The sequence below is a fragment of the Ornithinimicrobium jinqii genome (genome assembly GCF_045032595.1).
In the GTDB taxonomy this organism is placed as follows: Bacteria; Actinomycetota; Actinomycetes; order Actinomycetales; family Dermatophilaceae; genus Ornithinicoccus.
Genome location: NZ_JBJFZS010000016.1, coordinates 21,798 through 42,284 on the forward strand (window position 1 = coordinate 21,798; position 20,487 = coordinate 42,284).

General features: G+C 71.8%; 18 protein-coding genes. 12 read left to right on the forward strand and 6 right to left on the reverse strand.

What is annotated here, in order from left to right:
• The first annotated feature begins 10 nt into the window (after positions 1-10).
• The 5 genes from ACI3ET_RS06870 to ACI3ET_RS06890 are packed head-to-tail and all read left to right on the forward strand — an operon-like array spanning position 11 to position 5,760.
• Positions 11-1,276: an alpha-hydroxy acid oxidase gene (locus ACI3ET_RS06870; RefSeq protein ID WP_405032253.1), complete on the forward strand. Its 1,266-nt coding sequence runs from the start codon at positions 11-13 to the stop codon at positions 1,274-1,276.
• On the forward strand, positions 1,273-2,472 hold the full coding sequence (locus ACI3ET_RS06875; protein WP_405032254.1) for an ABC transporter substrate-binding protein: 1,200 nt from the start codon (positions 1,273-1,275) through the stop codon (positions 2,470-2,472). Before ACI3ET_RS06870 ends, ACI3ET_RS06875 begins: the two co-directional genes overlap by 4 nt.
• A complete protein-coding gene (locus tag ACI3ET_RS06880; protein WP_405032255.1) occupies positions 2,472-3,347 on the forward strand; it encodes a branched-chain amino acid ABC transporter permease in 876 nt (291 codons plus the stop codon). The genes ACI3ET_RS06875 and ACI3ET_RS06880 overlap by 1 nt, the downstream gene beginning before the upstream one ends.
• Complete coding sequence (locus ACI3ET_RS06885; protein ID WP_405032256.1) at positions 3,347-5,053, forward strand: branched-chain amino acid ABC transporter ATP-binding protein/permease; 1,707 nt, start codon at positions 3,347-3,349, stop codon at positions 5,051-5,053. Before ACI3ET_RS06880 ends, ACI3ET_RS06885 begins: the two co-directional genes overlap by 1 nt.
• On the forward strand, positions 5,050-5,760 hold the full coding sequence (locus ACI3ET_RS06890; RefSeq protein WP_405032257.1) for an ABC transporter ATP-binding protein: 711 nt from the start codon (positions 5,050-5,052) through the stop codon (positions 5,758-5,760). Before ACI3ET_RS06885 ends, ACI3ET_RS06890 begins: the two co-directional genes overlap by 4 nt.
• A 112-nt stretch (positions 5,761-5,872) precedes the next feature.
• Here ACI3ET_RS06890 and ACI3ET_RS06895 read toward each other — a convergent pair whose 3' ends face one another.
• Positions 5,873-6,853 (reverse strand): DMT family transporter, encoded by a 981-nt coding sequence (locus ACI3ET_RS06895; protein WP_405032258.1) that lies wholly within the window; start codon positions 6,851-6,853, stop codon positions 5,873-5,875.
• Positions 6,850-7,722, reverse strand: coding sequence for an alpha/beta hydrolase (locus ACI3ET_RS06900; protein ID WP_405032259.1), 873 nt, complete (start codon positions 7,720-7,722; stop codon positions 6,850-6,852). Before ACI3ET_RS06900 ends, ACI3ET_RS06895 begins: the two co-directional genes overlap by 4 nt.
• 102 nt (positions 7,723-7,824) lie before the next feature.
• Between ACI3ET_RS06900 and larC the strand changes: the two genes are divergently transcribed.
• The gene (gene larC, locus ACI3ET_RS06905; RefSeq protein ID WP_405032260.1) at positions 7,825-9,051 is read left to right on the forward strand and encodes a nickel pincer cofactor biosynthesis protein LarC; all 1,227 of its coding nucleotides are present in this window, start codon (positions 7,825-7,827) and stop codon (positions 9,049-9,051) included.
• Here the strand turns inward: larC and larB are convergent.
• Genes larB through gndA form a run of 3 tightly spaced genes read right to left on the reverse strand, consistent with a single transcriptional unit; the run spans position 9,015 to position 12,119 of the window.
• The gene (larB, locus tag ACI3ET_RS06910) at positions 9,015-9,704 is read right to left on the reverse strand and encodes a nickel pincer cofactor biosynthesis protein LarB (protein WP_405032261.1); all 690 of its coding nucleotides are present in this window, start codon (positions 9,702-9,704) and stop codon (positions 9,015-9,017) included. The two genes, larC and larB, sit on opposite strands and share 37 nt — an antisense overlap.
• Positions 9,705-9,718: 14 nt before the next feature.
• Positions 9,719-10,597, reverse strand: coding sequence for an ATP-dependent sacrificial sulfur transferase LarE (gene larE / locus ACI3ET_RS06915; RefSeq protein WP_405032262.1), 879 nt, complete (start codon positions 10,595-10,597; stop codon positions 9,719-9,721).
• The gene (gndA, locus tag ACI3ET_RS06920) at positions 10,590-12,119 is read right to left on the reverse strand and encodes an NADP-dependent phosphogluconate dehydrogenase (protein ID WP_405032263.1); all 1,530 of its coding nucleotides are present in this window, start codon (positions 12,117-12,119) and stop codon (positions 10,590-10,592) included. Before gndA ends, larE begins: the two co-directional genes overlap by 8 nt.
• A 98-nt stretch (positions 12,120-12,217) precedes the next feature.
• Between gndA and ACI3ET_RS06925 the strand changes: the two genes are divergently transcribed.
• Positions 12,218-13,249 carry a LacI family DNA-binding transcriptional regulator gene (locus tag ACI3ET_RS06925; protein ID WP_405032264.1) on the forward strand — a complete coding sequence of 344 codons (1,032 nt, stop codon included), beginning with the start codon at positions 12,218-12,220 and terminating at the stop codon, positions 13,247-13,249.
• Here ACI3ET_RS06925 and ACI3ET_RS06930 read toward each other — a convergent pair.
• Positions 13,204-14,529 (reverse strand): lactate racemase domain-containing protein, encoded by a 1,326-nt coding sequence (locus tag ACI3ET_RS06930; RefSeq protein ID WP_405032266.1) that lies wholly within the window; start codon positions 14,527-14,529, stop codon positions 13,204-13,206. The two genes, ACI3ET_RS06925 and ACI3ET_RS06930, sit on opposite strands and share 46 nt — an antisense overlap.
• Positions 14,530-14,700: 171 nt before the next feature.
• On the opposite strand from ACI3ET_RS06930, the gene ACI3ET_RS06935 reads away from it, so the two are divergent.
• Genes ACI3ET_RS06935 through ACI3ET_RS06955 form a run of 5 tightly spaced genes read left to right on the forward strand, consistent with a single transcriptional unit; the run spans position 14,701 to position 20,373 of the window.
• The gene (locus ACI3ET_RS06935) at positions 14,701-15,726 is read left to right on the forward strand and encodes a TRAP transporter substrate-binding protein (RefSeq protein WP_405032267.1); all 1,026 of its coding nucleotides are present in this window, start codon (positions 14,701-14,703) and stop codon (positions 15,724-15,726) included.
• A gap of 20 nt (positions 15,727-15,746) precedes the next feature.
• Positions 15,747-16,265 carry a TRAP transporter small permease gene (locus ACI3ET_RS06940; protein ID WP_405032268.1) on the forward strand — a complete coding sequence of 173 codons (519 nt, stop codon included), beginning with the start codon at positions 15,747-15,749 and terminating at the stop codon, positions 16,263-16,265.
• Between the two features lies 1 nt (position 16,266).
• Entirely contained in the window at positions 16,267-17,571 is a 1,305-nt protein-coding gene (locus tag ACI3ET_RS06945; RefSeq protein ID WP_405032269.1) for a TRAP transporter large permease, read from the forward strand.
• A gap of 19 nt (positions 17,572-17,590) precedes the next feature.
• The gene (gene uxaC, locus ACI3ET_RS06950; protein WP_405032270.1) at positions 17,591-18,991 is read left to right on the forward strand and encodes a glucuronate isomerase; all 1,401 of its coding nucleotides are present in this window, start codon (positions 17,591-17,593) and stop codon (positions 18,989-18,991) included.
• Positions 18,988-20,373, forward strand: coding sequence for a mannitol dehydrogenase family protein (locus ACI3ET_RS06955; protein ID WP_405032271.1), 1,386 nt, complete (start codon positions 18,988-18,990; stop codon positions 20,371-20,373). The genes uxaC and ACI3ET_RS06955 overlap by 4 nt, the downstream gene beginning before the upstream one ends.
• Positions 20,374-20,487: the final 114 nt, after the last annotated feature.

Below are 20,487 nucleotides of genomic sequence, written 5' to 3' on the forward strand. Positions count from 1 at the left end.
AGGAGGTCGTGTGTCCCCGCTCCGGCGCCGCGTCCCCACCTGGTCGGAGCTGCGCCCTCTCCTCCGGGTCGAGCGCCCGACCCTGCGCCGCACGGACGCCGCCCTGGCCCGGGCGGCCACCATCGAGGACCTGCGCCGGCTCGCCCTGCGGCGCACGCCACGCGCCGTCTTCGACTACGTCGACGGTGCGGCCGAGGGCGAGGTGTCGCTGTCCCGCTCCCGGCAGGCGTTCGCCGACGTCGAGTTCCGCCCGCGCGTGCTGCGCGACGTGAGCCGGGTCGACGCGGGCGTTGACCTCCTTGGGGTCACCAGCCCGGTGCCGATCGTGCTGGCGCCCACCGGGTTCACCCGCATGATGCACACCGAGGGGGAGTGGGCGGTGGCCCGTGCCGCCGCGCGCGCCGGGGTGCCCTACACCCTGTCCACCATGGGCACCGTCTCCGTCGAGGACCTCGCCGCGGACGTCCCGGACGTCCAGCGCTGGTTCCAGCTCTACCTGTGGCGCGACCGCGACGCCTCGCGCTCGCTCGTGCGGCGGGCGTCCGCCGCCGGCTACGGGACACTGGTCCTCACCGTCGACACGGCCGTCGCCGGCCAGCGCCTGCGGGACGTCCGCAACGGCCTCACGATCCCTCCGGCGCTCACCGCCCGCACCCTGGGCGGGATGGCGCTGCACCCGCGGTGGTGGAGCAACCTGCTCACGAGCGAGCCCATCGAGTTCGCGTCCCTGACCACGTCCGGGGGGACGGTCGCCGACCTCGTGGACCGCATGTTCGACCCGGGCGTCACCCTCGCCGACCTGGCCTGGCTGCGCGAGGAGTGGGCGGGGCGGATGGTCGTCAAGGGCGTCCAGCACCCGAAGGACGCGGTCGACCTCGTGGCGGCCGGGGTGGACGGTCTGGTGATCTCCAACCACGGCGGTCGCCAGCTCGACCGGGCCGTGGCGCCCCTGGAGCTCCTGCCCGAGATCCGCGCCGCTGTCGGTCCGGACCTGCCCCTCCTCATCGACGGCGGCGTCCTCAACGGTGGCGACGTCGTGGCGGCGGTGGCCCGTGGGGCCGACGCCGTGATGGTCGGCCGCGCCTACCTCTACGGGTTGATGGCCGGCGGTGAGGCCGGGGTGGACCGCACACTCGAGATCCTGCTCACCCAGGTCCACCGCACCCTTCGGCTCCTCGGTGTCGCCCGGCTCGCCGAGCTCACCCCCGAGCATGCCGTCCGACGGCACACCACTTCACCTCAGATGCACCACACCACTCCATGGAGGAACGTATGAACCGCACCATCAAGGCGCTCGCCCTCACCAGTGCCCTGGCGCTGACCCTGACCGCCTGCGGAGGTGACGACGGTGGGGACACCGGCGCCGACGCCGGTGGTGGCGCCACGGGTGGCGAGGCCGGCGGTCTCACCGGCACCGGCAGCGGCGCCGACTGCACCATCGAGGAGGCGGTCCCGGTGGGTGCCGCGCTGTCCCTCACCGGCCCGGCCGCCTCCTACGGCGAGTCCCAGCAGAAGGGCCTCGAGCTGGCCGCCGAGGAGCTCGCCGAGGTGGGCGGCGTCACCTACGACCTCGTCATCGAGGACGACGCGACGGACCCCCGCCAGGGCATCACCGTCTTCGAGGAGTTCACCAGCGACCGCTCTGTCATCATCGGCCCGACCCTGTCCAACGGCGCGTTCCAGGCCCAGCCGATCGCCCAGGAGGCGGGCGTGCCGGTGCTGGCCATCTCCAACACCGCGGCGGGCATCACCGCCCAGGGTGACTACATCTTCCGTGTCTCCCTCACCGAGGGCCAGGTCATCCCCCAGACGGTGGCGAAGGCGACCGAGGTCTACGGCCTGGAGAACGTCGTCGTCATGTACTCCAACGACGACGCGTTCACGGAGTCCGGCTACGAGGTCTTCGCCAGCGCGCTCGAGGAGGAGGGCGTCACCGTCGCCGACACCCTCACCTTCTCCAAGGCCGACACCGACTTCCGGGCGCTGCTGACCGAGGCCAAGACCTCCGAGCCCGACGCCCTCATCGTCTCGGGCCTCATCGAGGCGGCAATCCCCCTCGTCACGCAGGCCCGCGAGCTGGGCATCGACGTGCCGATCATCGGCGGCAACGGGTTCAACAACCCCAAGCTGATGTCCGACGGCGGCGAGGCGGCCGAGAGTGTCGTGGTCGGCGCGGCGTGGAACTCCGCCTCCGAGGGGGAGCTCAACACGGCGTTCCTGGAGGCCTTCGAGGCCAAGTACGACGCCCAGCCCGACCAGTTCGCCGCGCAGGCCTACACCGGCCTGCACGTCATCGACGCGGCGGTGCGGGCCAACTGCTCCGGTGAGCCGGACGACATCAAGGCAGGCCTCGCGGGGATCGCGGACCTCGACACCGTCCTGGGCACCTTCTCGATCAACGCCGACCGTGATGCCGAGCACGAAGCCGTCGTCCAGGTGGTCCAGGACGGCACGTTCACCGTCCTCGACTGATGCAGCAGCTCCTCAACGGAGTCTTCCTCGGCTCCATCTACGCGCTGTTCGCGATCGGCTTCACGCTCGTCTTCGGCATCCTGGACCGGCTCAACCTGGCGCACCCCGCCGTCTTCGCCGCGGCTGCCTTCATCGGCATCGAGATGGTGACCGTCGGCGGGGTGTCGATCTGGCTGGCGCTTCCCCTCGTCGCCGGCGTCGGTGCGCTGCTCGGACTGATCATCGAACGGGTGGCGTTCAGACCGCTGCGGAACAGACCCGACGCGCACTTCGCCGGGCTCATCTCCTCGATCGGCGTCGCCGGGATGATCATCGCTCTGCTCCTGTGGCGCTATGGCCCGGACACCAGGCGCTTCCCGGCCGACGCGTTCCCGTCCACCGCCTTCGAGGTGGCCGGGGCGCGCGTCACGCTGCTCCAGCTGGCGATCCTGGCGATCTCGATCCTCCTGATGGTCGGGCTGACCTGGCTCGTGGCGCGGACCCGCCTCGGTCGTGCCATGCGCGCGGTCGCGGAGAACCCGCGGGCTGCCACCGTCCTGGGCATTAACGTCGACCGGGTCACCGCGACCACCTTCGCCCTGTCCTCGGCGCTGGGTGCCGTGGCCGGCGCGCTGTTCGCCATGAACGTCAACTCCGCCCAGCTCGGCATGGGCGCCGCCATCGAGCTCAAAGGGCTGGCGGTCATCATCGTGGGCGGCATGGGCTCCCTGCCCGGCGCCCTCGTGGGAGGTCTGCTCCTGGGGCTGGCGGAGGTGTTCGCCGTGCAGTACATCGGGTCGAGCTGGCGAGACGTCGTCGCCTTCGGGCTGCTCTTCCTGCTGCTCGTGGTGCGCCCGCAGGGCCTCTTCGGCACCCGTCGCGTGCGGGAGGTCTGATGAGCGAGTCCGTCCTCGTCTTCGTCGCGCTCAACGCGATCCTCGCCTTCTCCTTCTACGCCGTCCTCGTGGCCGGCCAGCTCAGCCTGGGCCAGATGGGCTTCGCTGCCCTGGGTGGCTTCACGGCGGCCTCGGTGGCGCCGGCACCGTCGGACATCGGCGAGGTCCCGGCGCTGCTCGTCGCAATCGCGATCGGCATGGTCGTCGGGGCACTGGCCGCCGTGGTGCTTGGCCTGCCCACCATGCACCTGCGCGGGGTCTTCCTGGCCATCGCGACGCTGGGCTTCTCCGAGGCCGTGCGGATCCTGCTCATCAACGCCGAGTGGACCGGCGGCGCGAACGGCATGTCCGTGCCCAAGGTGGTCACCCCCCTGATGGCGTGGGGCGCCCTGGCGCTGGTCGCCTACTGGTTCTGGCGTCAGGGGCCCAGCAGCTACGGGCGCGCGCTCGCCGCGATCCGTGAGGACGAGCTGGCGGCGCGCGCGATGGGCATCGACGTGGGTCGGCACCGGCTGTCGGCGTTCGTGACGGCCGGTGCCGTCGCCGGGCTGTACGGCGTGCTGTGGGCCTACTACATGCGCCTGCTGGTCCCCGAGGACTTCGACTTCACCGAGGCCATCGACGGGCTGGTCACGGCCGTGGTCGGTGGCTCCACCACGTGGCTGGGTCCGATCCTGGGCAGCGTGTTCCTCACGCTCGTGCCGGAGGTCCAGCGGGCGGTCGGCGTCGAGGCGGGCTGGATCAGGCCGTTCATCGCCAGCGCCCTGATGCTGCTCGTCATCCTCTTCCTCCCCGGCGGCCTGGGTTCGCTGCTGCCCCGGGTCCGGACCAGGGTCCGGCCCGGTCGTGGCGACGCCACCGGCGAGCTGCCCGGGCTCGTCGCCCGCACGCACCCGGCGGCCGGCGAGCCGGTCGTGACGATCGTGGACGGCAACAAGGACTACGGCGGCGTGCACGCCGTCCGGGACGTGGACCTCACGGTCGCCTCCGGCGAGGTGGTCGGGCTGATCGGCCCCAACGGGGCCGGCAAGACGACCCTGGTCAACATGATCAGCGGCCTGATCCCCGCGTCGTCGGGCACCTTCGAGGTGCTCGGGACGCACCCGGGACGCACACCTGTGCACAAGATCGCGCAGGCCGGGGTGAGCCGCACCTTCCAGCACTCCAAGCTGTTCCCGAGACTGACCGCGCTGGAGAACGTGCTCGTCGGCGCGCACGCGGTCAGCCGGCCCACCTTCCTGCGGCGGCTCCTGTGGCTTCCGGGTGCCCGGCGGGACGAGGCCGTCGTCGTCGCCCACGCGGCCCGGTGCCTGGACAGGGTCGGGCTGGAGGATCTCGCCGGGGTCGACGCGTCCGCGCTGTCCTACGGCGACCAGCGCCGGCTGGAGATCGCCCGGGCGCTCGCCAGCGACCCCTCGCTGCTCATCCTGGACGAGCCCGCGGCGGGGATGAACCATGTCGAGGCCGACTCGCTGTCGGCGCTCATCGGGTCGCTCGCCGGCGAGGGGCTGACCATCCTGCTCATCGAGCACAACGTCGGCATGGTCATGAAGACCTGCGACCGGATCGTCGTGCTCAACTTCGGTGAGGTGATCGCCGCGGGCACGCCCGAGGAGATCGTGCACGACCCTGCCGTCGTCGAGGCCTACCTCGGCAGCGACGGGGACGCCCCGCCCGGGGCCCACGACACCCAGGAGGTGCCATGACCGACGCGATCCTGACCGTCGAGAACCTGACCGTCAGCTACGGGCGGGTCCAGGCCGTGCGCGGGGTGAGCTTCGAGGTGCCCCGCGGCGGGCTGGTGACCATGGTCGGCGCCAACGGCGCGGGCAAGACCTCGATCATCAACGCGGTGACGGGGGTGATCCGGCCGACGTCGGGCCGGATCACCTTCGAGGGTGTCGACATCACCCGCACCCCGGCCCACACCCTGGTCAGGCGCGGGCTGGTCCAGGTGCCCGAGGGTCGACAGGTCCTCGCCTCCCTGACCATCGAGGAGAACCTCCAGCTCGGCGGGTGGCACACCTCCGGCGGCCGCACCGACGAGGTCTACGACCGGTTCCCCGTGCTCAAGGAACGCCGCAGGCTGCTGGCTGGGAGCCTGTCGGGTGGCGAGCAGCAGATGCTGGCGATCGGCCGCGCCCTGGTGGCGGAGCCCTCGTTGATGCTCCTGGACGAGCCGTCCATGGGCCTGGCGCCCAAGGTGGTCGACGAGGTGTTCCGGGTCATCAAGGAGATCCGCGCCGGCGGGACGAGCGTGCTGCTGGTCGAGCAGAACGCCCGTCGCGCGCTGCGGGCCGCGGACCACGGTTACGTCCTGGCCTCCGGCGAGGTGGCACAGTCCGGGCCGGCGGCCGAGCTCCTCGCCGACGACAGCATCGTCGCGGCCTACCTGGGGCTCGAGACCGGCTGACGGCGGCCGGCACGCGACCGGACGCGCCGGGTTGTCGGACCGGACGCGCCGGCCTCCACAGAGGTGTCACGTGGGCTGACCAGCGGGTCCGCCCGCACCCGCTCCTCCAGGGTCAGGTCGTCGTCTCGGTCCCGCGCAGCGAGATCAGGATGCCGGTCATCATCAGTGCCGCACCGATCAGCATGCGGAGGCTCATGACCTCGCCGAGGAGGAGCCACCCGCCGAGCGCCCCGAAGACGGCCTCGAGGCTCAGCAGCATCGCTGCCTGCGAGGCCTTCGCGTGCCGCTGCGCCACGACCTGCAGCGTGTAGGCGACGCCGACCGCCAGCAGGCCGCCGTAGAGGACCGCGCCCAGCGCCGGACCCAGGCCACCGAACGGATGCGGCTCGACGGCGAGCGCCGACCCGCCGGACAGCAGCGCGCACGCGGCGAACTGGGTCGCCGACAGCTGCAGCGCGTCGACGTCGCGGATGTAGTGGTCGATGACGAGGATGTGCCCCGCCCAGAAGAGTGACCCCGCGAGCACGAGCAGGTCGCCGGTGCCGATCGTCAGCGCACCGGTCACGCTCAGGAGGTACAGGCCCGGCACCGCGAGCGCGAGACCCACCCAGATCGCTCGCGTCGCACGGTGCCCCAGCGCCAGACCGAGCACCGGCACCAGCACGATGTAGAGACCGGTGATGAAGCCGGCCTTGCCGGCCGTGGTCGTCGCGATCCCGATCTGCTGCAGGCCCGCCGCGGCGAACAGCACCCCTCCCGCGACCAGTCCGGGCACGAGCGGGGAGCGGGTCGGGGATGCCGTCGTCGGCGCGGTGACCACGTCTCCGGCGGGCGGCTCCGGCAGCGGCGCGTGGGCCAGAGGTGCCGCCCGGCGCCGTCGCGAGAACCACCAGATGAGGGGCAGCAACGACACCGCGCCGATGGCGAAGCGCGTCGCGTTGAAGCTCATGGCGCCCATGTGGTCGGACCCGAGCCGCTGGGCGACGAAACCGAGGCCCCAGATCGCCGCGGTGAGGGCCAGCAGGAGGTTCGCGCGGGTGCGCAGTGCCGGGTCTGGCGCAGAGGTCGCCCGGTCGGTGCTGGTCACGCTCACGACCCGGTCCCGCCCCTGGCGAGGTCGGCGACCACGTACGCCGGCGGCGCGACGGCATACCCGCGGAGCAGCCAGCGCACCGCGGAGGGGAACCGCTCCGCCCACGCCGTCTCGACGTGGTAGGCCTGCGAGTCGAAGACGTAGCGGACGGGCACGCCCGCTCCCCGCAGCACCCTGACGAGCCGTTCGGCGTCCTCGACGTAGCGGCGCTCGATGTCGGCGTCGTCGTGCCGCTCCCGACCCCCGACGTCCACGTAGACCCGGCCGCCGCGCCGCTCGGGCAGGGACGTCTGGAGGTCCACGAGGGCCTGCTCGCCGGGCCACCAGAAGGCGGGGGAGAACACGCCCGCACCACCGAAGACGTCCGGGTGCCGCTCCCACAGGTAGGTCGAGACCACCCCGCCGAGCGAGCTGCCGGCCGTGACCGTGTGCTCCGGCCCCGGACGGGTGCGCAGGACCGCGTCGACCGCGGGCTTGAGGTGCTCGACGAGGAACGCGGCGTAGTCCGGGGCGCGGCCGCCGCCCTCGCCGGGCAGGGGGTACTGCGTGTACTCGTCGGCGCGCTCGGTGGGATGGCAGGGCACGGCGACGACGACCGCAGGTATGCCGTCGCGCGCCAGGTCGGTCATCGCCCGGTCCACGTCCCAGGCCACCCCGGCGTAGGCGCGCTGCGGCAGGAACATGTTGTGCCCGTCGTGGAGGTAGACGACCGGGTAGCGCTCGTCGGACGAGTCGTAGCCCGGGGGGAGCCAGGCGTAGACCTCGGCGCTGCGTCCCAGGCCCGGCAGCTCGACGTCGCGCCAGGAGCGCAGGTCGCCGAGGAGGTGCGGATCGGTGAAGGGGGTCAGCTGGACCGGGTCGAGGATCACGCACGCATCCTAGGAGCGGGAGGTGGGGACGGACCGGACGGTGCGGCCGGAGGGGTGGAGGCGGGCACGCGGGCACGGCGGCGGACAAGTAGGGTCGGCCGCGTGGAACGGCACGGGTGGGTCGACGCGTCGGCCGGGGTGGCGGGCGACATGCTGCTCGGTGCCCTGCTCGACGCGGGGGCGGACCTGGACGTCGTCCGCTCCGCCGTCGAGGCGGTGCTGCCGGGGCAGGTGGTGGTGTCCGTCGACCGGGTCCTGCGCGCCGGGCTGTCGGCCGTGCACGTCCGCGTCCGGCCGACCGGCGAGCCCCCGGCCCGCTCCTGGGCGGACCTGCGCCGGCTGATCCAGCAGTCCGGCCTGGACGAGCAGGTGCGCGCCGGGGTGCTCTCCACGTTCACGCTGCTGGCGAAGGTCGAGGCGGGGGCACACGGGGTCTCCGAGGACGACGTGCACTTCCACGAGGTGGGTGCCTGGGACTCCGTCGCCGACGTCGTCGGGGTGTGCGCCGCGCTCGCCGACCTGGGCGTCGGACAGCTGAGCAGCGGTCCGGTGGGACTCGGCTCGGGCACGGTGCGGACCGAGCACGGCGAGATGCCGGTGCCGGTCCCTGCGGTGCTCGGCCTGCTGCGCGGAAGCCACCTGGTCGTGGCTGGCGACGGGACGCTGGTGGGGGAGTGCGCCACCCCCACGGGCGTCGCGCTGCTCTCCGCGCTCGGGACGTCCACGGTGGCCTCGCCCGCCGGGGTGGTCCTGGCCACCGGCACCGGTGCCGGCACCCGGGACGTCGAGGGCCGGGCCAACGTGACGCGCGTCGTCGTCCTCGGGCCCCGAACCGTTGGCACGGGAGTGGCCGGGGACGAGGACGAGGACCGCGAGCTGGTGGAGCTGGCGGCCACCGTCGACGACCTCGACCCGCGGGTCTGGCCGGCCGTCGTGGAGGAGCTGCTCGTGGCCGGAGCGCTGGACGCCTGGCTGACGCCGGTGCACATGAAGAAGGGACGACCAGGCACGGTCGTCTCCGTGCTGGCGGAGCCCGGTGATCGCAACCGCATGGTGGACGTCCTGCTCGAGCACACCACGACCCTGGGCGTGCGCTCGCACATGGTGCGCCGCACCGCACTGGAGAGGCGCTGGGTGGAGGTCGTCGTGCCGTGGGGGAGCGTGCGGGTCAAGGTGGGAACGCGTGCAGGACGGATCCTGTCTGCCACACCGGAGCTGGAGGACTGCCGCACCCTGGCGGGGCGGCACGCCATACCTCTGCGGGTGGTGCTCCGTGCTGCCGAGGCGGCGGCTCAGGAGGGGGGCTGGGTGTCCGGCGCTGCGATCTGAGCAGCGAGATGCCCTGCGCCGTAACCATTGTCGATGTTGACGACGCCCACCCCGGGAGAGCAGCTGGTGAGCATCGTCAGCAACGCCGCGACCCCCTCGAAGCTCGCGCCGTACCCCACCGACGTCGGGACGGCCACCACCGGCGCGGACACCAGGCCGGCCACCACCGACGGCAGCGCCCCGTCCATGCCGGCGGCCACGACGACGGCGCGGGCGGCGCGCAGCAGCTCCAGCCGGCCGAGCACCCTGTGCAACCCGGCCACGCCGACGTCGACGACCAGCTCGGTGCGCCGGCCCAGGTAACGCGCGGTCATCTCCGCCTCGAGGGCCACCGGCAGGTCCGAGGTGCCGGCGCTGACCACCACCACCAGGCCACCGGTGGGGGCTGGTGGCTCGGGCGGCCAGGCGACCAGCCGGGCGGTCGGCTCGTGGTGGGCGTCCGGCAGCTCGCTGAGGACGGCGCGGGCGCGCTCGGGGTCGGCGCGGGTGAACAGGACAGTGCCGGTGGCCCTCTCCCGGCACTCGGCGGCGATCCGCCGGACCTGGTCCGGGGTCTTGACGTCGCACAGCACCGCCTCGGGGTAGCCCCGGCGGCGGGTGCGCTCGTGGTCGAGGTCGAAGTCCTCGACCTGCAGGGGGCGCTGGGACGGCACGACCTGACCGTTCGTCACCGGTCGCCCCCGCGCAGGCCCAGAGCCTCGAGCGTGAAGACCCCCGACTGCAGCCCGGCGAGGTCGACGGTGACGTGCCGGAACCCGAGCCGGCGGCAGGCGGCCACGAGCTCGTCGCGCGCACCCAGGACGGTGGCGATGTCGTCCGGGCGCACCTCGATCCTGGCGATGTCGCCGTGGTGGCGCACCCGCACGTCCCGGACCCCGAGGGCGAGGACCGCGTCCTCGGCCTGCTCGACCTGGCCCAGCTTCTCGGGCGTGACCTCGGAGTGGTGGGGGATGCGCGAGGCCAGGCAGGGTGAGGCCGGGGCGTCCGCGGTGGGCACGCCGAGCCAGCGGCCGAGCTCGCGCACCTCGGCCTTGCCCAGACCGGCGTCGGCGAGCGGCCGCAGGACGCGGTGCTGGGTCGCGGCACCTGCTCCCGGCCGGTCCGGGCGCCGGGCGTCGTCGGCGTTCTCTCCGTAGGCCACCGCGTCCAGGAGGTGCTCGCGCGCCAGCTCCTCGGAGATCATCGAGAAGAGCTCGTCCTTGCAGAAGAAGCAGCGGTCCGGACCGTTGCGGCGGTAGTCCTCCCGGTCCCCCTCGTGGGTGGCGACCTCCAGGAGGCGAGCCCCCAGGTGCTCGGCGACGCGGTGCGCGCGGCCGCGGTCGCGGGCGGCCAGGCTGGGCGAGACGCCGGTGACGGCAAGCACCCGCTCTCGTCCGAGGATGCGCAGCGCCAGCGCGAGCAGGACCGAGGAGTCGACCCCGCCCGAGAACGCCACGCCCAGCCGTCCCACCCCCTCCAGCGCCGCGCCGACGCGGTCCACGTGCGCGAGCAGGTGGGGTGGAGGGTCGGCGAGGAGCTGTGCCGGAGCACCCGGCCCGTCAGACACGGGCCTCGCTCCGGTCCGCGGACCATCGTGTGTGGAAGGTCCCGTCGTCATCGACCCGACGATACGTGTGCGCGCCGAAGTAGTCACGCTGCCCCTGGATCAGGGCGGCGGGCAGGCGCTCGGCGCGGAGCGTGTCGTAGTAGGACAGGGCCGCGGCGAAGCCGGGCACCGGGACACCGGCCTGCGCCGCCGCACCGACCACGCGCCGCCAGCTGGCCTGGGTGGTGGCAAGCCCGTCGCGGATGCTGGGCGCCTCGAGCAGGGTGACCAGGTCGTTCGCGGCGTACTCGCCGCGGATGCGTTCGAGCAGCCGGGCCCGGATGATGCAGCCCGCCCGCCAGATCCGGGCCACGGTCTCGATGTCGACGTCCCAGCCGTAGGTCTGGGAGGCGACGCGGATGAGGTGCAGGCCCTGGGCGTAGGCGACCACCTTGGCCGACCACAGGGTCTGCCGGACGTCCTCGACGAAGGCCTCGCGGTCCGCGCCCGACCTGCCAGACCCGGTGCCCGTGGTCGGGCCGCTGAGCGCTGCCCGCGCCGCCGTCCGCAGCTCCGGATGGCTGGAGGCCGCGCGCGCGAAGACCGACTCGGCGATGGCGTTGACCGGCACGCCCAGCTCGAGGGCAGCCTGCACGGTCCAGCTGCCGGTCCCCTTCTGGCCCGCCGCGTCGACGATGGAGTCGACCAGGGCGCCGCCGGTGCGGGCGTCGCGCTGGGAGAGCACCTCGGCGGTCACCTCGATGAGGTAGGAGTCGAGGTCGCCCTCGTTCCAGGTGCGGAAGATGCCCGCCATCTGCTCCGCGTCAAGGCCCGCCCCGCGCAGGAGGTCGTAGGCCTCGGCGATGAACTGCATGTCGGCGTACTCGATGCCGTTGTGGACCATCTTGACGAAGTGGCCTGCGCCGTCGGGCCCCAGGTGCGCGCAGCACGGCTCGCCGTCGACCTCGGCGGCGATGCTCTCCAGGATCGGTCCGAGCGCGGCGTACGACTCCACCGACCCGCCCGGCATGATCGACGGGCCCTCGAGCGCGCCCACCTCGCCGCCGGAGATGCCGGCACCGACGAAGTGCAGGCCCTGCGCCCGTAGCGCCCGCTCGCGGCGGCGGGTGTCGGTGTAGTGCGCGTTGCCGCCGTCGACCACGATGTCGCCCTCCTCCAGCAGCGGGACGAGCTGGTCGATGACGGCGTCGGTGCCCGCCCCGGCCTGGACCATGATGATGACGCGGCGCGGTCGCGCGAGCGCGTCGACGAAGCTGGCCAGGTCCGGCGCCAGCACGAAGGTGCCCTCGTGGCCGTGCGCCGCAACGACCTCGTCGGTCCGTGCGGTCGTACGGTTGTAGAGAGCGACCGTGTGGCCGTGCCGGGCGAGGTTGCGGGCGAGGTTGCGCCCCATCACCGCCATGCCGACGACGCCGACGACCGCGGTGCCCGTCAGTCCGGGCGGGGTGCTGCTTGCGGGCGTGGTGCCGGTTCCCGGGGACGGGGATGTGGAGCCGACGGGTCCGCTCGGTGGGACGGTCATGGTGGTGGTCTCCCTCTCGTGACGTTGTGCCATCCTGACGCGCCCACGGTGGCGCGTGGTCGCAGTTGCCACGTGTTGCAGGGCACTACGGTGGGATGGTGGACGACGACGCGGTCTCCGGGACGAGACGGACGACGATCTACGACGTGGCGCGCGAGGTCGGCGTCAGCGCGTCGACCGTGTCCCGCGCCTTCTCCCGTCCGGGTCGCGTCAGCAGCGAGACGGCCCGCCGCATCCACGAGGCCGCGGAACGCCTGGGCTACCGCGCCGACGAGCCCCACCGCGTGCAGGGGGCCGCGCGCTCGAGGGTGATCGCCCTGGCGGTCAGCGACATCACCAACCCGTTCTACTTCGGCATCATCCGGGGCGCCGAGAAGGCAGCGGCGGACAACGACTTCACGCTCATGGTCGCCGACGCGCGCGAGTCAGCCGAGGAGGAGCGGCGCATGCTCGCGCGGCACCTGCCGCTCGTCGACGGGCTGCTGGTGACCTCGTCCCGGCTCTCGGACACCGAGCTGCGTGCCCTGGCGCGACGGCTGCCCGTCGTCGTCCTGGGGCGCCGCGTCTCGGGCCTTCCCTGCGTCCACCCGGACAACGCGCGCGGCATACGCCGGGCCGTGGAGCACCTCGCGACGCTCGGGCACACCCGCATCGGGTATGTCGCGGGCCCTCAGGCGTCGTGGGCGGACGGGGCGAGGTGGCGGGCGGTGCGGGAGGCCTGCCTGGAGCTGGTCCTCACCGACGTGCGGGTCGGGCCGGTGGCGCCGACCCTGGCCGGTGGCCGCAGCGCTGCCGAGCTGGTGGTGGAACGTGGGCTGACAGCCGTCCTGACCTACAACGACCTCGTCGCCGTCGGGCTCCTGCGCGGGCTGGCCGCGCTCGGCGTCGACGTGCCCGGCGACGTCAGTGTCGTGGGCTTCGACAACACGCTCCCGGCGGAGCTGGTCACCCCCGGACTGACCACCATCGCGCAGCCGGTCACCCTGCTGGGGCAGACGGCGACCCGGCACGTCATCGGGCTGGTCGACGGCAAGAACGAGACCCGTGAGCGGACCTCGGTGCTGCCCGTGCACCTCGTCGTCCGTCACTCGACGGGGCCGGCCCCACCGTCAGCAGGCCGCAGCCGGTAGAGCACCTCGCCCGCGTTCGCGACCACAGTCGTGCCCGGCTCGGCAGCGAGGGCGTCGAGGTCGACGCTGCGCGGGTCCAGGTAGCCGAGGTTGATCTGCTGGCAGACCTCCTGCGGGATCCCGGTCGCGAGCGTGACCCTGATCCGCAGCCGCTCCTCACCGGTGTCGGCGTCGTAGCTGCCCTGGCCGCGCAGGTGGGTGGAGTGCGCGAGCACGCCCCAGTGGACGTGCTCGAACCGCGCCCACTGCTTCACGAAGTAGTCGCGGCAGTGGTAGCCGATGTCGTAGATCTCCCGGTGGACCTCCGAGACCTCCGTGACGTGCGGGGCGAAGATGACGACCTCGCCGCCGTCGGCGACCACCGGCTCGGTCTTGTAGCCGCCCTTGGCCGCGGTCCAGATGTCCTCGTAGCGGGTCGGCATGACCGCGATGACCCGCTGCAGCGGCTCGTCCAGCCAGTGCACGTGCGTCTCCGCCGCGATCACCGCGGTCGCCGCCCACGCGTCCTCGGGCGTCCCGAACGCCGCCGCCTCCAGCTCGCCGGTGCCCGACTCGACCACGCAGCACAGCGCGAGCCGCCGGGTCGGGATCATCGCCGAGCCCTCGTCGATCATCGCGCGCACCGGCGTGATGCCCGTCGTGCCGATGATCTCGGTCGAGGTGATGAGCGCCCCGACCCAGTGCGTCATGTCGATGAACTCCTGGCTGGCCACGCCCGGGATGAAGTACTTGTTGCCGCCCGAGATGCCCACGACCTCGTGCGGGAACACCGGTCCGACCACGATCGCGACGTCGGCCTCCACCACCCGGCGGTTGACCACGATCGGCGCGTCGCGCTCCAGCCGTCCCTCGGACAGCTCGGCGATCCGGGCGGCCGGGACGGTCCCGACCTGGACGAGCATGTCCGGGTCCGCCCACTCGTGGTTGACGACGACGAGTCCGGGGTATGCCGCCTCGAGGCTCGGGGGTTGCCCGTCGCCGCCCACCCCGAGGAGCCGGTCGATCTCCTCCGGCTCCATGTAGGAGTGGGTGCCGAGCGCGATGACGGCGGTCATCGAGGCCACGACGGGGGACAGGTGCCGGTGCAGGGTGCCGACCAGGAGCGGCAGCGGGCACGACCGCGTGCCGTCCGGGATGACCAGGACCACGTTCTGACCGGCGAGGTCGGCCTCGGCCACCGACGCTGCGACGAGCTCGTCGAGGGCCTCGGCCCCCACCCGCAGGTGAGGCCCACCCGCCTGACGACAGGTGGACGGTGGGTGCTCGGCGGTGGTCGTCATGGCTCGAGAGCCTACGAGGCAGGGGCCTCGGCGTCACCCCGGCCGGGAGGGGCAACTCTTGGCAACATGTCGTGCGGCCGGTCCGTGTCCACTCCAATGGACACCACACCTTCCGCCCCGGCAACGCTGCCTGGCGCGGGCCATCAGCACAGACAGCAAAGGAACCCTTCAATGAGGAAGCACACTCTCGCGGTCACCGCGGCCTTCTCGATCCTCGCCCTCAGCGCCTGCGGCAGCGGTGACACGACCGACTCCACCGGTGCGGCCGGTGCAGGGGCCGGCGACGGTGCCGACATGCGCCTGGCGCTGAACCAGACGGAGGAGCACCCCTCCTTCATCGCACTGGACAACTTCGGCACGAGGCTGTCCGAGGAGACCGACGGTCGCTACAGCATCGAGGTCTACCCCAACGAGGAGCTGGGGGCCCAGGCCGAGGCCCTGCAGTACGTCGGCGACGGTTCCGTGGACATGGGCATCGTCTCCGGGACCCAGCTGGAGAACCTGAACGACGACTTCGCTGCGTTCAACATGCCCGGAGCATTCGACAGCGTCGAGCACCAGATGAACGTGATCCACGACGAGGAGATCGTGGGGGAGCTCTACGCCTCCCTCGAGGAGAGCAACAACGTCACCATCCTGGGTGGGTTCACGCAGGGCACGCGCAGCATCTACTCGGACGCACCAGTGGAGACGCCGGGCGACCTGGCAGGCCTGAAGATCCGGGTCCAGGAGAGCCCCCTGCACATCGGCATGATCGAGGCGATGGGCGGCTCAGCCACCCCGATGGCCTTCGGCGAGGTTTACACCGCGCTGCAGTCCGGGGTCCTGGACGGCGCCGAGAACAACGAGGTCTCCTACTTCACCCAGAAGCACTTCGAGGTCGCGCCCTTCTACTCGCGCACCAACCACCTGGTCGGGCTCGACTACCTGATCATCAACACCGACGTGCTCAACGGGATGAGCGAGGAGGACCGTCAGGCGTTCCTCGACGGTTGGACCGCCACTCACGAGGAGCACACCGAGCTGTGGGCGGCTGCCACCGAGCAGGCGATCACCGATGCCGAGGCCGGTGGGGCCACCTTCGTCGAGGTCGACGCTGCTGCCTTCTCGGAGGCGTTGAGCACGCTCCAGGACGAGTTCCTCACGACCGACTCGCAGAAGGCGCTGTTCGAAGCCTCCCGCTCAGCCGCGAACTGACCTGGTCTGCGCCGCCCACCATGGATGCCATCAAGAAGGGGTTGGACAGGGTCCTCTCGGTCGCCTCGATCGTCCTGTTCGCCGTTCTCGTCGTGATCGTCGTGTGGCAGGTCTTCTCCCGTCAGGTGCTGACCCCCAGCACGTGGACGGAGGAGGCGTCCCGGATGACGTTCGTCTGGCTCGGGTTCTTCGCCACGGCCCTCGTCTTCTCCGAGAAGGGACACATCGCCGTCGACTACCTCGTCCGCAAGCTGCCCCTGGTCGGGCGCAAGGCCGTCGGAGTGTTTGTCCAGCTCTCGATCATCGCGATGGCGGTCCTGATCCTTGGTTGGGGTGGGTGGCGCGCCTCGCAGGGCGCCTGGAACCAGCAGCTGTCCTCGCTGCCGGCCACGCTGGGCCAGATGTACCTCGTGATGCCCATCACGGGGGTCCTGATCCTCTTCTACGCGCTCCACCACCTGGTGGACGCGGTGCGCGGCGACCCGTTCGCGCACGAAGAGGACCTACACGAGAACATCGTCGAGAAGTCGGGAGAGTGACATGGACACCTCCCTGATCGCCGCGCTCATCCTCCTGTTCGGGATCCTGCTCAGCATCGCCATCGGCATGCCCATCGCGGTCGGCATCGGTCTGTCCACGCTGGGGGCCGCCACGGTCCTGCTGGGTGCCGAGAGTGCCGTGCTCACCACGTCACAGCGCATGTTCACCGGGATCAACAGCTTTCCCCTGCTCGCGATCCCGCTCTTCGTCCTGGCCGGCGCGCTGATGAACTCCGGAGGGATAGCCAGCCGCCTCATCGACGCGGCTCAGGTCCTCGTCGGGCGTCTGCCGTCCTCCCTGGCTGCCACCAACGTCGTGGCCAACGGTCTCTTCGGAGCCGTGTCGGGTGCTGCGGTCGCCGCCGCTGCCGCGGTGGGCACCGTGACCCAGCCCCGGATGGTCCAGGAGGGCTACAACCGGCCGTACGCGGCAGCCGTCAACGTCGCATCGGCGCCGGCGGGCATGCTCATCCCCCCGAGCAACACCTTTATCGTCTACTCCCTCGTCAGCAGCACCTCCATCGCCGCGCTCTTCATGGCCGGGGTCGGACCGGGGCTGGTCTGGGTGCTCGCCTGCATCGCCGTCGTGATGGGCATGCACCGGAAGTACGGTGCCCCCCGCAGCGACGTCCACCCCACGGTCGGTCAGGCCCTGATCACGATCTGGCGCGCGGTCCCGTCCCTGCTGATGATCGTCATCGTCGTCGGCGGCATCCTGGCGGGGTACTTCACCCCCACCGAGTCGGCGGCCATCGCCGTCGTCTACTGCCTGGTGCTCGGCTTCGCGTACCGCATGCTCAGGGTGAACGCGCTCCCCGCTGTGCTGCTCGACGCATCCCGCACCACCGCCATCGTCATGCTCCTCGTGGGCGTGTCTTCGGCGCTGTCGTGGGTGATGTCCTTCGCCCGTATCCCGCGCCTGGTCTCCGAGGCTCTGCTGAGCCTGACCAGCAACCCGCAGGCGATCCTCATCATCATGATGCTGATCCTGCTGCTCGTGGGCACCTTCATGGACCCGACGCCGGCCATCCTGATCTTCACGCCCATCTTCCTGCCCATCGTGCAGGACTTCGGGATCCACCCCGTCCACTTCGGGACGATCATCGTCTACAACCTGTGCGTGGGGGTCATCACACCGCCAGTCGGCAACGTCCTCTTCGTGGGTGCCAAGGTTGCCGGTCTACGGATCGAGCCCGTCATCGCCAAGCTGGGCTGGTTCCTGCTGGCGCTGGTCATCGGGCTGCTCATCGTGGTCTTCGTCCCGTGGCTGTCCATGTGGCTGCCCACGACCCTGGGACTGGTCTGAGATGGGGCGCGGAGCCAGCGTGAGCCTGCACCCTGACCGGCTCTTCCCCGCCGACCCCGGCACCCGGGAGGTGGCGCGCCACCTCTACGCCGAGGTGGCCGACCTGCCCATCATCTCGCCGCACGGACACGTCCCCCCGGTCTGGCTGGCCGAGGACACCCCGTTCGTGGATCCCACCTCGATGCTCATCACGCCCGATCACTACATCACTCGGCTCCTGCACTCCAACGGGGTCGACCTGGGCGACGTCGGCGTGGGACGCGGGACGTTGTCGGAGGAGGCGTCGCGCGAGGCCTTCCGCATCTTCTGCCGGCACTGGTCCGTCTACCGGGGCACCCCGATGAAGCTGTGGTTCGAGACACAGCTGGTGCAGGTGTTCGAGACGGACCTGGTGCCGTCGGAGCGGACCTCTGACAACCTCTACGACGTCATCGCCGGCTGGATCGGTCAGGAGTCGTCGCGGCCGCGGGCGCTGATGGAGTCCTTCGACATCGCCTTCCTCGCCACCACCGACGACCCCTGCGACGACCTCACCCACCATCGGGTGCTGGCGCAGGATCCCACGTTCACGCGCACCGTCGTGCCCACCTTCCGCCCCGACCGCTACCTGGAGCCGGCAGCCCCAGCGTGGAACGAGGACGTGGACCGGCTGGCCGGGGTCGCGAACGGGTCCTGCGACACCTACGCGGGCTGGGTGTCGGCCATGGAGAACCGTCGCGCCTACTTCAAGGAGCACGGGGCGGTCTCGACCGACCACAGCCACCGTGACCTCGGCACCGAGCCGCTCGAGCCGGCCGAGGCGGAGCGCCTCTACGGCCGGGCGCGGCAGGGCCGTGCCAGCGGTGTGGACGGCGACCGCCTCCGACGGCACATGGTCACCGAGATGGTGCGCATGGCGACCGAGGACGGTCTGACCATGACCCTGCACCCGGCGGTCCACCGCAACCACCACACCCCCACCTACGAGCGGTTCGGCCCGGACGTGGGTGGCGACATACCCATGGCGGTCGAGGTCACCCGGGCGCTGGCGCCGGCCCTGCAGCGCTTCGGCACGGACCCGCGCCTCACGTTGGTGGTGTTCACCATCGACGAGACCGTCTACAGCAGGGAGCTCGCTCCGCTGGCCGGGTTCTACCCCAGCCTGCGGGTGGGTGTCCCCTGGTGGTTCATCGACGCCCCGGAGGCGATCACCCGCTTCCGTGCGGCGGTGACCGAGAGCGCGGGGTTCACCCGCACCTCTGGGTTCATCGACGACACGCGTGCCTTCCTGTCGATCCCGGCCCGTCACGACATGGCCCGTCGGCTCGACAGCGGTTTCCTCGCCCGGCTCGTCGCCGAGCACCGTCTGACTGAGGACGAGGCGCTGGAGACGGTCCGTTATCTCGTGCAGACCCAGCCGAGAGAGGTGTTCGGCCTGTGAGCCCCGACCGTCTCTCGCGCAGCGCGGCACCGCCTGCGGTCCGCATGGTCCACCTGGGGCTGGGCAACTTCTTCCGGGCCCACCAGGCCTGGTACACCCACAGGGCCAACCAGGGACGACCTGTCGATCAGCAGTGGGGCATCGCCGCCTTCACCGGTCGCTCGACGGAGGTCGCGGACAGGCTCAGGCAGCAGGACGGCCTCTACACCCTCGTGGTCGACGAGGCCGACGGAACGACGATCGAGGTGGTCGAGAGCGTGGTCGACGCACGCCCGGCCTCGGACCACGAGGCGTGGCACCGCTACCTGGCCGACCCGCAGGTGGGGGTCGTCACCACCACCGTCACCGAGGCGGGCTACCGACGCAGTTCAGACGGGGGGCTCGACCTCGCCGACCCGGAGGTCGGCGCGGACCTCGGGGCGTGGCGGTACGGTCGTCCTCAGGAGCTGGTGACAGCCCCCGTCCGGCTGGCGAGCGGGCTGGCTGCACGACGGGCAGCCGGTGCCGGACCCATCGCTGTCGTCCCGTGCGACAACCTCCCCGGGAACGGGTCCGTCGCCCGTGAGGTGGTGCTCGGCGCTGCCGAGGAGATGGACCCGCACCTCGCCGCGTGGGTGCGGGAGAACGTGTCGTTCGTCACCACGGCGGTTGATCGGATCACTCCGCGACCGACCCCGGACGACCGGGCCAGGGTGCTGGAGATGACCGGGGTGGACGACCCCGCCTGCATCGTCACAGAACCCTTCATCGAGTGGGACCTGTCGGGCGATTTCCCGGCCGGCCGACCGGCCTGGGAGGTGGCCGGGGCGGTGTTCACCGACGATGTGCGCCCGTACGAGACCCGCAAGCTCTGGCTCCTCAACGGGGCGCACTCGTTGCTGGCCTACGCGGGCAGCATCCGGGGTCACGAGACCGTGGCCGACGCCATGGCGGACGAGGACCTCGCAGGGTGGGTGCAGGAGTGGTGGGAGGTGGCCATCCCCCACCTGGAGCTGCCCGAGGACGAGCTGCGCGCCTACACCCGGGCGCTCACCGACCGCTTCCGCAACCGCAGCATCCGACACCTGCTCGCGCAGATCGTGGCCGACGGGACGCAGAAGATCCCGGTGCGGATCCTGCCTGCTCTCAGAGCCGCCCACAGCGCAGGCGGCGACCCTGACGGCGGGTTGCGCGTGGTGGCGGCCTGGGTCCTGCACGTCCGGGGCGCCGGGGCTCCCCTCACCGACGCTTCCGCCGACCAGGCCCGGTCCCTGGTCGAAGGCGACCTGAGGACTGCCATGGGCAGGGTCCACGATGGCTGGGGGTTGGACCGGTCCCTGATCGACCGCACGATGCAACTGGCCGAGGCGCTGGTGCCGAGCGGAGTGCCGGAGGCCGACTGACGACAGGCGACGTCAGGCGCGCGACCGGTAGGTTCCGGTCGCGCGCGCCCGCGTCCTTCCCAGAGCAGCCACAGACGTTCGGGGTGTTCCGCGGAACACCCCGATCGTCCTGCC

Coding starts and splice junctions, on each gene's coding strand:
- ACI3ET_RS06935 (WP_405032267.1), top strand. CDS start 14,701: ATGAGGAAGCACACTCTCGCGGTCACCGCGGCCTTCTCGATCCTCGCC.
- ACI3ET_RS06880 (WP_405032255.1), top strand. CDS start 2,472: ATGCAGCAGCTCCTCAACGGAGTCTTCCTCGGCTCCATCTACGCGCTG.
- gndA (WP_405032263.1), bottom strand. CDS start 12,119: ATGACCGTCCCACCGAGCGGACCCGTCGGCTCCACATCCCCGTCCCCG.
- ACI3ET_RS06930 (WP_405032266.1), bottom strand. CDS start 14,529: ATGACGACCACCGCCGAGCACCCACCGTCCACCTGTCGTCAGGCGGGT.
- ACI3ET_RS06885 (WP_405032256.1), top strand. CDS start 3,347: ATGAGCGAGTCCGTCCTCGTCTTCGTCGCGCTCAACGCGATCCTCGCC.
- ACI3ET_RS06875 (WP_405032254.1), top strand. CDS start 1,273: ATGAACCGCACCATCAAGGCGCTCGCCCTCACCAGTGCCCTGGCGCTG.
- ACI3ET_RS06890 (WP_405032257.1), top strand. CDS start 5,050: ATGACCGACGCGATCCTGACCGTCGAGAACCTGACCGTCAGCTACGGG.
- ACI3ET_RS06945 (WP_405032269.1), top strand. CDS start 16,267: ATGGACACCTCCCTGATCGCCGCGCTCATCCTCCTGTTCGGGATCCTG.
- ACI3ET_RS06940 (WP_405032268.1), top strand. CDS start 15,747: ATGGATGCCATCAAGAAGGGGTTGGACAGGGTCCTCTCGGTCGCCTCG.